Source organism: Streptomyces sp. NPDC058240 (assembly GCF_042882135.1).
Classification (GTDB): Bacteria; Actinomycetota; Actinomycetes; order Streptomycetales; family Streptomycetaceae; genus Streptomyces.
The window spans coordinates 169,713-181,450 of sequence record NZ_JBHVWT010000008.1; the positions used below are offsets into that span (position 1 = coordinate 169,713).

Here is an 11,738-nt window from a genome sequence, read left to right on the forward strand (position 1 = left end):
CGCTTCTGTGATCTGTGTCTCAGTCTTCCATCGGCCACTGACAACGGCCCGGCGCGGCCCCGGGGTCCGGGGTTCAGCGGAAGGTGTTGCAGTCGGCCATGTCGCCGCTGCGGAAGCCGGTGGTGAACCACTGCCGGCGCTGCGCGGCCGAACCGTGCGTCCAGGACTCCGGCGTGACCCGGCCCTGGAACTTCTCCTGGATCCGGTCGTCGCCGACCGCGGCCGCCGCGTCGAGCCCGTCCCGGATGTCCGCCTGCGTCAGTGAGGTGATCAGCGGCCGCCCGGTCGATTCGTCGGGTGTGGTCGTCGCGTGATGCGCCCAGACCCCGGCGTAGCAGTCCGCCTGCAGCTCCACCCGGACCGCGTTGCTGTTCGCGCCGGTCCGGCCGTCCCGGGACCGGTCCAGCGTTCCCATCAGGTCCTGCACATGGTGTCCGTACTCATGGGCGACGACATAGGCCTCGGCGAACGGGCCGCCGCTGGAGCCGAACTTGGTCCGCAGTTCGTCGAAGAACCCCAGATCCAGGTAGACCTGCCGGTCACCCGGGCAGTAGAACGGCCCGACCGCCGAGGTCGCGGAGCCGCACGCGGTGCCGATCCGGTCGCTGAACAGGACCGTGCGCGAAGGCGTGTACGTGCCCTGACGCCGCCGGAATTCCTGCCGCCAGAAGTCCTGCACGCTGTTGACCACCGCCACGGTCCGGCAGTCGTCCCTGGTGTTCGCGTCCCGCCCGGTCCGGCAGGACTGCTCCACCTGTGCCGCCGTCGACGCGGTCGCCGTCGTGTCCGGTCCGCCGGACGAGAGGCCGAGCTGATCGGGGCCGACACCGAAGAGCAGCCCCAGGATCAGCGCGATGATGCCGACGATGCCGCCGCCCACGGTGGCCCTGCCGCCCGGGATCCGGCTGCCGCGCACATCCTGGACCTCGGACGTGTCCAGATCGGCGTCGTCGTCGAACTGCATGGGGCACCACCCTCCGCTCCGGCCGCGGTGGTCTCGCCACCTCCGCCGAGTATCGGGTAGTTCACACCGTGATGCCCTTTTGGGTTGCGCGGTGGAGTGGGGCGGCGACGCCGGGCGACGGCCGGGCACCTTCCATGGATGCATCGGGCACGTGCCATGGATGCATGCGGAAAAGCAGTTGCACACCGCCAGTAGAATGGTCCGCATGGCAATTCTCCTTGTGCATTAGCGGCGTCGAGACACCTCCGCCCTCGTCCCGTCAGCCGTCCAACCGCCCTGGAGTTTTACCGTGATCACCGCTTCCGGCATCGAGCTGCGTGCCGGCGCCCGCATCCTCATCGAGTCCGCCTCCTTCCGCATCGCCAAGGGCGACCGCATCGGCCTCGTCGGCCGCAACGGAGCGGGCAAGACCACGCTCACCAAGTGCCTCGCCGGCGAGGGCAACCCCGTCGGAGGCACCATCACCCGCTCCGGCGAGGTGGGCTACCTCCCGCAGGACCCCCGCACCGGCGACCTCGACGTGCTGGCCCGCGACCGCATCCTCTCCGCCCGCGGCCTCGACGAGATCCTGCGCAAGATGCGGGAGAACGAGGAGCGGATGGCGACCGGCAAGGGCGCCACCCGCGAGAAGGCGATGAAGAAGTACGAGCGCCTGGAGACGGAGTTCCTCACCAAGGGCGGATACGCCGCCGAGGCCGAGGCCGCCACCATCGCCGCCGCGCTCAGCCTGCCCGACCGGGTGCTCGGCCAGCCGCTCCACACGCTCTCCGGTGGTCAGCGCCGCCGTGTCGAGCTGGCCCGGATCCTCTTCTCGGACGCCGACATCCTGCTGCTCGACGAGCCGACCAACCACCTCGACGCCGACTCGATCGTCTGGCTGCGCGACTACCTCAAGACCTACCGCGGCGGCTTCATCGTGATCTCCCACGATGTCGAGCTCGTCGAGACGGTCGTCAACAAGGTCTTCTACCTCGACGCCAACCGCTCGCAGATCGACATCTACAACATGGGCTGGAAGCTCTACCAGCAGCAGCGCGAGGCCGACGAGAAGCGCCGCAAGCGCGAGCGGCAGAACGCCGAGAAGAAGGCCGCCGCCCTCAACTCGCAGGCCGACAAGATGCGCGCCAAGGCCACCAAGACCGTCGCCGCGCAGAACATGGCCAAGCGCGCCGAGCGGCTGCTCTCCGGTCTGGAGGCCGTCCGGATCTCCGACAAGGTCGCCAAGCTCCGCTTCCCCGAGCCTGCTCCGTGCGGCAAGACCCCCCTGATGGCGGAAGGCCTGTCCAAGTCGTACGGCTCCCTCGAAATCTTCACCGATGTGGATCTCGCCATCGACAAGGGCTCCCGGGTCGTCATCCTCGGCCTCAACGGCGCGGGCAAGACCACGCTGCTGCGGCTGCTCGGCGGTGCCGAGAAGCCCGACACCGGCGAGGTGATCGAGGGCCACGGCCTCAAGCTCGGCTACTACGCCCAGGAGCACGAGACCCTCGACCCGGACCGCTCCGTCCTGGAGAACATGCGCTCCGCGGCGCCCGACCTCGACCTCGTCGAGGTCCGCAAGACGCTGGGCTCCTTCCTCTTCTCCGGCGACGACGTCGACAAGCCCGCCGGTGTCCTCTCCGGCGGTGAGAAGACCCGTCTCGCGCTGGCGACCCTGGTGGTCTCCTCCGCCAACGTGCTGCTCCTGGACGAGCCGACGAACAACCTCGACCCCGCCAGCCGCGAGGAGATCCTCGGCGCGCTGCGCACGTACAAGGGCGCCGTCGTCCTCGTCACGCACGACGAGGGAGCGGTCGAGGCCCTCCAGCCGGAGCGCATCATCCTGCTGCCGGACGGCGTCGAGGACCTGTGGGGCGCGGACTACCAGGACCTGGTCGCACTGGCCTGATCCCGCCCCGCTGTCCGTCTGATCCACTCCGTCTGGATCATTCGGCCTACGCGTGATCCATCATCTGCGTGAGTACGTCTCGTACCCCGGCGCGGCGCCCGGCAGATACCTGCCGGGCGCACCCATATGGGGGCCGCGCACCCCGTGTGGCCCTGACCTGCCGGTTCTTCCGGGACCCTGCCCCACCGGCCGCCACGACCCCGCGGAATGCAGGATTCCGGTCGTGTGGAGCCCTTCCCTGGCCGGGAACCGGGTTGCACGGACCTTGCCGAATGGGTGGCCAGGAAGCTCCCGAGGGGTGATCATGAGAGTCCAGAGCGCACTTCCCATGAGGAGGCACGGGTGGCCGAGACTCTGAAGAAGGGCAGCCGGGTTACCGGCGCCGCGCGTGACAAGCTCGCGGCAGACCTGAAGAAGAAGTACGACTCCGGTGCGAGCATCCGGGCGTTGGCCGAAGAGACCGGCCGCTCCTACGGATTCGTCCACCGGATGCTCAGTGAGTCCGGAGTCACGCTGCGGGGACGCGGCGGAGCGACACGGGGCAAGAAGGCTGCAACAGCCTGACGCCCCAGGCGGTCGGGGCAGGTCGTCCGGCCTGTCCCGGGGCTCACCGGTTTCGGCGGTGGCCACCCGGTCGGCAGTGATGCCGGCCGGGTGGTTACTGTTCAGTCACTTAGCTCTGCGTGCTGACTGAACCGATCCGGAGGCGCCCCATGACCTCGCTCGACTCTGTGCTCGACAAGGACGGCGTACGACTCACCGTCGACGACGCGGTCGCCACGGTGACCCTCACCAATCCGGCCAAGCGCAACGCTCAGTCCCCCGCTCTGTGGCGGGCGTTGACGGAGGCCGGCCGGGCACTGCCCGGAAGCGTGCGGGTCGTCGTGCTCCGCGGCGAGGGCAAGTCCTTCTCCGCGGGACTCGACCGGCAGGCGTTCACCCCCGAGGGGTTCGACGGCGAGCCGTCCTTCCTCGACATGGCGCGCGGCCCGGAGGCCGAGCTCGACGCGACCATCGCCGAGTATCAGGAGGCGTTCAGCTGGTGGCGCCGCAACGACATCGTGTCGATCGCGGCCGTCCAGGGACATGCGATCGGTGCCGGCTTCCAGCTCGCCCTCGCCTGCGATCTGCGGATCGTCGCCGAGGACGTGCAGTTCGCCATGCGCGAGACCAGCCTCGGTCTGGTGCCCGACCTCACCGGCACGCACCCCCTGGTGAACCTGGTGGGGTACGCCCGCGCGCTCGAAATCTGCGCCACGGGCCGCTTCGTGCACGCCGAGGAGGCCGAGCGCACCGGCCTGGCCAACCTCGTCGTCCCCGCCGGTGAGCTGGACGCCGCGGCCCGCGATCTGGCCGGCGCGCTGCTGGCCGCCCCGCGCGACGCCGTCGTGGAGACCAAGGCGCTGCTGAGCGGTGCCGTCTCCCGTGGTTACGAGGAGCAGCGCGTCGCCGAACGCGCCGCGCAGGGCCGTCGGCTGCGCGATCTGGCGGGCATCACCGACTGAGCGCCCGTCCCACGACCGCGGGCGGGCCCGGCGCCCCGGGCCCGCCCCGCGCTGAGAGGCTGTCGGGTGACCTCGGACCGGGCGGCCACGCCCTGGCACGCACGCTTCCCGCGTTGTCGTCGGTCGACGACGCTCCGCGTCGCCTCCCTCCTCCGCCTTGGAATCGCACGCACCAGACCGCGTCCGCTTTTCCGGTCCGAGGTCACCCGACAGCCTCTCAGCCCCGCTCCACCACCGCGGTGACCAGCACCGCGACCGAGGGGTGCCCCTCCACGGCGTTCGCCACGGCGCCCCGCACCGCACGGGCCACGTCGAGCGCCCGGTGGCCCGGGTCCGTCGCCAGCTCGACCCGCACCTGGTCCGGGCCCGTGTGCACCGCATGGCCCAGCACCCGGGTCAGCGTCACCACACCCGGAACACCCGCAGCCGCGGTCGCCGCCACTCCCTCCGCCCGTGCCCCGCGCACCTCGGCCGGGGCGGGAGCAGGCCGTTCGGGCGGTGTGTCCAGCAGCTCCGTCACCCGGACGTCCACCGCGGCCACCACCAGGCCGAGCCGCTGCGAGGCGGCCGTCAGCAGAGCCGAGCGCAGCGCCTCGGCCGCGACGGGCAGCGGCTGACCGGACACGGCCGACATGGTCGCCTCGATCCGCAGCGGCCCCGGCGGCAGCGCGCTGGGCGGCGGCTCCACCTCCGCCTCCGGTGCCCCGTCCGGATCGGCCACCGAGATCCTGAGCTCCCCGAGCACGGGGCCGGGACCCGGTCCCGCCACCACGCCGCGCAGCACCGTGGCCGCGGCCCGCTCGGAGATCCAGGCCCCGTCCGCCGGACCGCCCAGCGGAAGCAGTCGGCCGAGGCCGAGCCGTTGCCGGACCGCCGCTGTCCATCCGTCGGCCCCGCGCGGGCCGTCAGCCGTCATCATTTCCCCAGCCTGCCGCATCCACGGCGCGGGACGGGGCAAGCACACCTAATGTGGGCAAAGAGGGCCTTTCATTTGAGTCAGGGCGGATCAAGGCGCAGTGCCAGACCCCGCGAGCCCGGCATGGTCCGGACGAGAGGCCCTGGGTCCCAACCTGCCCCGAAGGGAAGAATGGCGATGACCGACACCACACAGCGGAACCGGCCCGAGAGCCCCGACAAGGAGTCGAGCCCGCTCACCAAGCGCGGCGGGGGAGCCCCCGCCACCCGTGGCCGTACGACCATCGCCGACGGAGTGGTCGAGAAGATCGCGGGAATGGCGGCACGCGATGTGGTCGGCGTCCACGCGATGGGCAGCGGCTTCTCGCGCACCTTCGGAGCGGTGCGCGACCGGGTACCCGGTGGTGGCAAGTCCGTCACCCGCGGGGTGAAGGCGGAGGTCGGTGAGTCCCAGACCGCTCTCGACCTGGAGATCGTCGTCGACTACGGCGTTGCGATCGCCGATGTCGCCCGTGACGTACGGGAGAACGTGGTCGCGGCGGTCGAGCGGATGACCGGTCTGGAGGTCGTCGAGGTCAATATCGCGGTGAGCGACGTGAAGCTGCCCGACGAGGCCGAAGACGACGACCAGCCCGAGCCACGTCTCCAGTAGGCCTCCGGCGTGAGGCAGTTGAGGAGCGCACGATGAGCATGGCTGTGGTCGGCATGGTGGCCGGCATGGCACTCGGATTCGCCGGGTACTTCGGCGGTTTCGGGGCCTTCCTGCTGGTGGCGGCCCTGGGAGCGGTCGGCTTCGTCGTCGGCCGCCTCCTGGAGGGCGACCTGGAACCCGGCGACTTCTTCCGGAGTCGCGAGCGCGGCGACCGACGGCGGTGACGGCGTTGTCGGGGGCGAGCGGCCGGATCGCCGCAGGTGAGCGCGGGGAGACCCGGATCGCCGACCGGGTGGTCGCGAAGATCGCCGCACAGGCGGCGAAGGAGGCGATCGACGAGCCGCCGGAGGAGGGCGCCGCACCGCATGCCACGGTCACGGTGCACCGGGACACCGCCCGGATCCGGGTGAGCCTGGAGCTCGGATACCCCTCCGACATCGGCCGCCAGTGCGGCGGGGTGCGTCGGCATGTCGCCGAGCGGGTAAAGGCGTTGGCGGGGATGGAAGTGCCCGAGGTGGCCGTACAGGTCGAGCGCCTGCATCCGACGGGAGCGAGCATCGCGGCACAGGGGAGGATCCGATGACCGAGCCCCATGAACCCGAGCACCCTACGCGACGACTGCCCACCACCGGCCCGGTCGAAGAGGCCGGGAAGGGGGATGAGCTCGCAGAGACGGGGGATGTGCTCCAACTCGACCAGTCCGCCTCGTCCGCCGCGTACGACCCGGTGCCCGCACAGGGGGAGGGCGGCGGCAGGGCGGGCCGCTTCTGGTCCGCGCGCCGCGTCCCCGCCGCGGTCCTCGCGCTCGTGGTCCTCGGCAGCAGTGGCCTGCTGCTCTACGACGTGGCGGCGGTGCGGGCCGACCGCCCCGCGATGCGGTGGCGCAGAGTGCTGGCCGACGAGCTCGCCCGGCGCCCGCTGGAGAGTGTCTGGTTGCTCGGCGCCGCGGCGGTCGCCGTGGCGATCGGCCTGTGGCTGTTCGTGCTCGCCGTCACCCCCGGGCTCCGCGACCTGCTGCCCATGCGCCGCGACCGTCCCGGCGTACGGGCCGCCCTCGACCGGTCCGCGGCCGCACTGGTCCTGCGCGACCGGGCCGTCGAGGTGTCCGGGGTGCAGTCGGTACGGGTCCGGATGGGGCGGAGCAGGGCGGTGGTGCGTGCCGTGTCGCACTTCCGTGAACTCGACGACGTACGGGCCGATCTGGACACCGTGCTCGGGACCGGCATCAGGGAACTGGGGCTGGCCAGGCCGCCGAGCCTGTCCGTGCATGTCCGCCGGCCCGCGAAGAAGGGGTGAGCCCGTTGCTCAGGACCGTCAACCGGGTACTGCTCGGCCTGGCCGGGCTGGTACTGATCTGCGGCGGCGGCGCGGTGCTCGCCGCCGGTCTCGGCCTCTCCGTACCGTCCTGGTGGCCCTGGTACGGCAAGCGCGATGTGCTCATCAGTGAGGCCGACCGGGACCGCTGGCACGACCAGGGCTGGTGGTGGCCGACGGTCATCGCCGTTCTCGCCGTCGTGGTCGTCCTCGCCCTGTGGTGGCTGCTGGCCCAGCTGCGTCGCGCCCGTCTCGCCGAGGTGCTGGTGGACAGCGGCGACGGCGAGGGGGCGCTGCTGCGGGGCCGGGCCCTGGAAGGGGTGCTCGCCGACGAGGCGGGGACGCTGGACGGGGTGGCCCGCGCCCAGGTCGCGCTGACCGGCCGGCGCAGCTCGCCGCATGCCCGGATCCGCCTGCTGATGGAGCCGCACGCGGCGCCGGACGAGGCGCTCGGCCGCCTCACCGACGAGGCGCTGGCCCATGCGCGGGATTCGGCGGGGCTGGCCGAGCTGCCGGCCGAGGTACGGCTGAGGGCGGTCAAGCACCGCGCGGAGCGGGTGAGCTGACAGCCGGTCGCCGGACGAGCCGGCCGGCGACCGGGGGACGGGCCCCGGTTCAGAAACCGTGCCGGGAACCGCCGTCGACCGGCACCATGATGCCCGTCAGATACGACGCCGCGGGCGAGAGCAGGAACGCCGCGGTCCGGCCGAACTCCTCCGGCGTGCCGTAGCGCCGCAGCGGGATCCGTGCCTCGTTGGCCGCCCGGGAGGCCTCCGCGTCGCCCGAGAGGGCGTCCAGTTCACGCACCCGGTCCGTGTCGATCCGGGCCGGCAGCACGCCCACCACCCGGATGCCGCGGGGACCGAGCTCGTCGGCCAGGGACTTGGCGAAACCGGCCAGGCCGGGACGCAGACCGTTGGAGATGGTCAGCCCGGCGATCGGCTCGTACACGGAGCCGGAGAGCACGAAGCCGATGACACCGCCCTCGCCGAGCACGGCCGCCGCGGCCCTGGCGAGACGTACCGCGCCAAGGAACACCGACTCGAAGGCCGACTGCCACTGCTCGTCGGTGTTGTCGGCCAGGAAACCGGGAGCCGGTCCGCCGACGCTGATGAGAATGCCGTCGAGCCGCCCGAACCGCTCGTGCGCCGCGTCCACCAGGCGCTGTGCGGACATGGGGTCGGCGTTGTCGGCGGCGAGGCCGACCGCGTCCGGCCCCAGCTCGGCGGCGGCGACCTCGGCACGCTTCCCGTCCCGGCCGGTGACGATCACCCTCGCGCCGTCGTCGGCGAGCGCCCGCGCCGTGGCGTTGCCCAGCCCCCGGGTCGCTCCGGTGACGATGTACACACGGTCCTTCAGTCCAAGATCCATGGCCCCTATCCTGCCGCGTCGGGCTCCAGCGTGTCCTCCCCGGCCAGTGCCATGGCGGTGCCCACGAGGCCGATGTGGCTGAACGCCTGCGGGAAGTTGCCCAGCTGACGGCATCCGGCGGTGTCGTACTCCTCGGCGAGCAGCCCCACATCGTTACGGAGCTCCAGGAGCCGCTCGAAGAGATCTCTGGCCTCTTCGGCGCGCCCGGTCAGGAGCAGGGCGTCGGCCAGCCAGAACGAGCACGCCAGAAAGGCGCCCTCGCTGCCGGGCAGCCCGTCGATCGAGGAGCCGTCCGTGCTGTAGCGGCGGACCAGGCAGCCGCTGCCGAGTTCGGCCCGGACCGCGTCGACCGTTCCGATCAGCCGGGGATCGTCCGGCGGCAGGAAGCCCGTCCGGGCGATCAGCAGCGTCGCGGCGTCCAGGTTCCGGGAGCCGTAGGACTGCGTGAAGGTGTTCCGTTCCGGGTCGTAGCCCTTCTCGCACACCTCCCGGTGCACGGCCTCCCGCATCGCCCGCCACCGGTCGGGGTCGCCGGTCAGCGCGGGGTTGTTCTCCAGGGTGCGTACGGCACGGTCGGCGGCGACCCAGGCCATCACCTTGGAGTGCACGAAGTGGCGGCGCTGGCCGCGGATCTCCCACAGCCCCTCGTCCGGCTCGCGCCAGGTGGACTCCAGGAAGCCGAGCAGGCTGAGCTGCAGATTCCAGGCGTGCGGCTTGTCGTCCAGACCCGCCTCGCGCGCGAGCCGCAAGGAGTCGATGACCTCCCCGTACACATCGAGCTGACGCTGGCGGACCGCGGCGTTGCCGATCCGGACCGGGGCGGAGCTCTCGTATCCGCGCAGCCACGGCAGCTCCGCCTCGGGCAGTCTGCGTTCGCCCGCGAGGCCGTACATGATCTGCAGGTCGGCCGGGTCGCCGGCGACCGCCCGCAGCAGCCAGTCCCGCCAGGCGGCGGCCTCCTCCAGGTAGCCGGCCGAGATGAGGGCGCCGAGGGTCAGCGTGGAGTCCCGCAGCCAGCAGAAGCGGTAGTCCCAGTTCCGTACGCCCCCGATCTCCTCCGGCAGCGAGGTGGTGGGCGCTGCCACGATGCCGCCGGTCGGGCCGAAGGTCAGCGCCTTCAGCGTGATCAGCGAGCGGATCACCGCTTCCCGGTAGGGGCCCCGGTACTTGCACCGCGAGGACCACTCGGCCCAGTCGGACAGGGTGTTCTCCAGGGCCTGGTGGGGGTCGACGAGCTCGGGGCGGGGCGAGTGCGAGGGGTGCCAGGTCAGTACGAACGCCACCTTCTCGCCCGCGGAGACGGTGAAGGACGAGCAGGTGGAGAACTGCTGGCCCCAGGTCTTGACCGGCGGCTCGCTGCGCAGCCAGGCCGAGTCCGGCCCTGCGACCGCCACCCGGTGCCCCTGCGAGCGGCGCACCCACGGCACGACCGAGCCGAAGTCGAAGCGCAGCCGGATCACGGAGCTCATCTCGACCGTGCCGCTGATGCCCTCGATGATCCGCATGACGTCGGGTTCCCGGTCGCGCTGCGGCATGAAGTCGACGACCTTGACCGTGCCGGTGCGGGTCTCCCAGAAGGTCTCCAGGACGAGGGACTCACCCGCGTAGCCGCGCCGGGTGCAGGTCTCCGCCCCCTTCGGGGCGATCCGCCAGTGGCCGTTGTCCTCGTCGCCGAGCAGGGCGGCGAAGCAGGCGCCCGAGTCGAAGCGGGGCAGACACAGCCAGTCGACAGAACCGTTTCTGCCGACCAGGGCGGCTGTCTGGAGATCGCCGATGAGGGCGTAGTCCTCGATGCGTGGAGTCACGTTCTGGCGTGTTCCCGAACCTGGGCCTCGTTAAGCAAACCCGGACGGCGGGGGTCACCCGGCCGGAACGCCCCGGCCCGCATCCGGCGGACACGGCGTCACGCCGTGGCGGGTTCCGGCTTCTCCGGTTCGGAGGGCTGCTGCGCCCCGGCGGCGTCCTTGGCCGCGGCCTCCACCCGGTCGCGCTTCTCCCGGCGGGCCAGGACCACGAACCCGACCGGGACACCGGCGGCGAAGAGCCACCACTGCACGGCGTACGCCATGTGCGGGCCGATCGAGCTGTCGTCCGGGGCCTCGATCAGTTCCGGGGAGCCACCTGCGGACTCGGGCGCGGTCTGCTCGATGTAGCCACCGAGCACCGGCCGGGAGAGCCGCTTGGCCTCCTGGGCGCTGTTGATCAGCATCACCTGGCGGTCCGGCAGGTCCGGGATGTCCTTGATGCCGCTGGCGCTCGTCGTCTCGTCGGCCTTGAGCCGTCCGGTGACGGTCACTTCACCGCCGGGCACGGCCGGCACATCGGGGAAGGCGCGCTGGCTGTCGGCGGAGGGCACCCAGCCGCGGTTGACCAGGACCGTGCCGCCGCCCTTGAGGTCGAACGGGATCAGCACATGGACGCCGATCCGGCCGTCGGTGGAGGTCCTGCGGCGTACGACCACCTGATGCGTGGTGTCGTACGTACCCGTGGCCGTCACCGTCCGCCAGTAGTCGGAGCGCGGGACCGTGTGCCCCGGAGCGGTGAGCGAGGAGACCGGAACCGGCTTCGCCTTGAGGTTGCGGGAGATCAGGGAGTTCTGCGCGACCTTGTGCTCATGCCGGTGCAGCTGCCAGAAGCCCAGCTCGACCATCGTGGGAATCAGGACGAGGGCGAGGAGGGCGAGGATCAGCCACTGCCGGGTCAACAGGAAGCGGTACACCCCACGACGGTACAACTGTGCCGTGGGGTGCATCGCGCAGGGGGTGGGGGAAGGAGCGCGGCGGCCGCTGCTCAGACTTTGTCGATGATGCCCACCTTCCCCTCGGCGCGGGCGCAGTGACCGCCGCAGAACCAGTGCCCGTCGACCTCGACGCCCTGGCCGATGATCTGGACCCGGCAGTGCTCGCAGATGGGCGCCATGCGGTGAATGGCGCAGGAGAAGCAGTCGAAGACGTGCATCGCGCCCTGCGCGTGCACCTCGAAGGACATGCCGTAGTCGTTTCCGCAAACCTCGCAACGTGCCATGCGCCACAGGGTGGGACGCGGGGGCGGCGGCGGGCGAGCGGCGGGCGGGCGAGTCGCCGCCGGTTCACTCCGATGACGGCGCGGGTACTTTGGGGTTTTCCGTTC

The 11,738-nt window shown here is 71.6% G+C and carries 14 protein-coding genes; 8 read left to right on the top strand and 6 right to left on the bottom strand.

Annotated features, from left to right (window positions below; translation table 11 throughout):
* Positions 1 to 73: 73 nt before the first annotated feature.
* Positions 74 to 964 carry a neutral zinc metallopeptidase gene (locus ACFVX4_RS17060; RefSeq protein ID WP_389977410.1) on the bottom strand — a complete coding sequence of 297 codons (891 nt, stop codon included), beginning with the start codon at positions 962 to 964 and terminating at the stop codon, positions 74 to 76.
* Positions 965 to 1,253: 289 nt separating this feature from the next.
* Here ACFVX4_RS17060 and ACFVX4_RS17065 point away from each other — a divergent pair, with 289 nt between their 5' ends.
* The 3 genes from ACFVX4_RS17065 to ACFVX4_RS17075 all read left to right on the top strand — a co-directional run bounded on the left by ACFVX4_RS17065 (position 1,254) and on the right by ACFVX4_RS17075 (position 4,357).
* Positions 1,254 to 2,852: an ABC-F family ATP-binding cassette domain-containing protein gene (locus ACFVX4_RS17065; RefSeq protein ID WP_389977413.1), complete on the top strand. Its 1,599-nt coding sequence runs from the start codon at positions 1,254 to 1,256 to the stop codon at positions 2,850 to 2,852.
* A 342-nt stretch (positions 2,853 to 3,194) separates the two neighbouring features.
* Complete coding sequence (locus ACFVX4_RS17070) at positions 3,195 to 3,416, top strand: helix-turn-helix domain-containing protein (protein ID WP_018518904.1); 222 nt, start codon at positions 3,195 to 3,197, stop codon at positions 3,414 to 3,416.
* 149 nt (positions 3,417 to 3,565) lie between these two features.
* The gene (locus ACFVX4_RS17075) at positions 3,566 to 4,357 is read left to right on the top strand and encodes an enoyl-CoA hydratase/isomerase family protein (protein WP_389977415.1); all 792 of its coding nucleotides are present in this window, start codon (positions 3,566 to 3,568) and stop codon (positions 4,355 to 4,357) included.
* A gap of 217 nt (positions 4,358 to 4,574) precedes the next feature.
* Here the strand turns inward: ACFVX4_RS17075 and ACFVX4_RS17080 are convergent, their stop codons facing one another.
* Positions 4,575 to 5,276 carry a hypothetical protein gene (locus ACFVX4_RS17080; protein ID WP_389977418.1) on the bottom strand — a complete coding sequence of 234 codons (702 nt, stop codon included), beginning with the start codon at positions 5,274 to 5,276 and terminating at the stop codon, positions 4,575 to 4,577.
* A gap of 174 nt (positions 5,277 to 5,450) precedes the next feature.
* Between ACFVX4_RS17080 and ACFVX4_RS17085 the strand changes: the two genes are divergently transcribed.
* The 5 genes from ACFVX4_RS17085 to amaP are packed head-to-tail and all read left to right on the top strand — an operon-like array spanning position 5,451 to position 7,804.
* On the top strand, positions 5,451 to 5,924 hold the full coding sequence (locus tag ACFVX4_RS17085; RefSeq protein ID WP_389977421.1) for an Asp23/Gls24 family envelope stress response protein: 474 nt from the start codon (positions 5,451 to 5,453) through the stop codon (positions 5,922 to 5,924).
* Positions 5,925 to 5,956: 32 nt separating this feature from the next.
* A complete protein-coding gene (locus ACFVX4_RS17090; protein WP_389977424.1) occupies positions 5,957 to 6,148 on the top strand; it encodes a hypothetical protein in 192 nt (63 codons plus the stop codon).
* A complete protein-coding gene (locus ACFVX4_RS17095; protein WP_389977427.1) occupies positions 6,145 to 6,507 on the top strand; it encodes a hypothetical protein in 363 nt (120 codons plus the stop codon). Before ACFVX4_RS17090 ends, ACFVX4_RS17095 begins: the two co-directional genes overlap by 4 nt.
* Entirely contained in the window at positions 6,504 to 7,220 is a 717-nt protein-coding gene (locus tag ACFVX4_RS17100; RefSeq protein ID WP_389977430.1) for a DUF6286 domain-containing protein, read from the top strand. The genes ACFVX4_RS17095 and ACFVX4_RS17100 overlap by 4 nt, the downstream gene beginning before the upstream one ends.
* 5 nt (positions 7,221 to 7,225) lie before the next feature.
* Complete coding sequence (gene amaP / locus ACFVX4_RS17105; RefSeq protein ID WP_389977593.1) at positions 7,226 to 7,804, top strand: alkaline shock response membrane anchor protein AmaP; 579 nt, start codon at positions 7,226 to 7,228, stop codon at positions 7,802 to 7,804.
* A gap of 49 nt (positions 7,805 to 7,853) precedes the next feature.
* Here the strand turns inward: amaP and ACFVX4_RS17110 are convergent, their stop codons facing one another.
* The 4 genes from ACFVX4_RS17110 to ACFVX4_RS17125 form a co-directional block, all read right to left on the bottom strand.
* Positions 7,854 to 8,609 (bottom strand): SDR family oxidoreductase, encoded by a 756-nt coding sequence (locus ACFVX4_RS17110; protein WP_389977433.1) that lies wholly within the window; start codon positions 8,607 to 8,609, stop codon positions 7,854 to 7,856.
* Positions 8,610 to 8,614: 5 nt separating this feature from the next.
* Positions 8,615 to 10,414 (bottom strand): glycoside hydrolase family 15 protein, encoded by a 1,800-nt coding sequence (locus tag ACFVX4_RS17115; protein WP_389977435.1) that lies wholly within the window; start codon positions 10,412 to 10,414, stop codon positions 8,615 to 8,617.
* Between the two features lie 98 nt (positions 10,415 to 10,512).
* Positions 10,513 to 11,328: an SURF1 family protein gene (locus ACFVX4_RS17120; RefSeq protein ID WP_389977438.1), complete on the bottom strand. Its 816-nt coding sequence runs from the start codon at positions 11,326 to 11,328 to the stop codon at positions 10,513 to 10,515.
* A 71-nt stretch (positions 11,329 to 11,399) separates the two neighbouring features.
* Entirely contained in the window at positions 11,400 to 11,633 is a 234-nt protein-coding gene (locus ACFVX4_RS17125) for a hypothetical protein (RefSeq protein WP_266421122.1), read from the bottom strand.
* Positions 11,634 to 11,738 lie beyond the last annotated feature (105 nt).

Excerpts from the sequence above, each read along its gene's own strand:
- ACFVX4_RS17110 (WP_389977433.1), bottom strand. The coding sequence starts at position 8,609 with ATGGATCTTGGACTGAAGGACCGTGTGTACATCGTCACCGGAGCGACC.
- ACFVX4_RS17060 (WP_389977410.1), bottom strand. The coding sequence starts at position 964 with ATGCAGTTCGACGACGACGCCGATCTGGACACGTCCGAGGTCCAGGAT.
- ACFVX4_RS17125 (WP_266421122.1), bottom strand. The coding sequence starts at position 11,633 with ATGGCACGTTGCGAGGTTTGCGGAAACGACTACGGCATGTCCTTCGAG.
- ACFVX4_RS17085 (WP_389977421.1), top strand. The coding sequence starts at position 5,451 with ATGACCGACACCACACAGCGGAACCGGCCCGAGAGCCCCGACAAGGAG.
- ACFVX4_RS17080 (WP_389977418.1), bottom strand. The coding sequence starts at position 5,276 with ATGATGACGGCTGACGGCCCGCGCGGGGCCGACGGATGGACAGCGGCG.
- ACFVX4_RS17100 (WP_389977430.1), top strand. The coding sequence starts at position 6,504 with ATGACCGAGCCCCATGAACCCGAGCACCCTACGCGACGACTGCCCACC.
- ACFVX4_RS17090 (WP_389977424.1), top strand. The coding sequence starts at position 5,957 with ATGAGCATGGCTGTGGTCGGCATGGTGGCCGGCATGGCACTCGGATTC.
- ACFVX4_RS17075 (WP_389977415.1), top strand. The coding sequence starts at position 3,566 with ATGACCTCGCTCGACTCTGTGCTCGACAAGGACGGCGTACGACTCACC.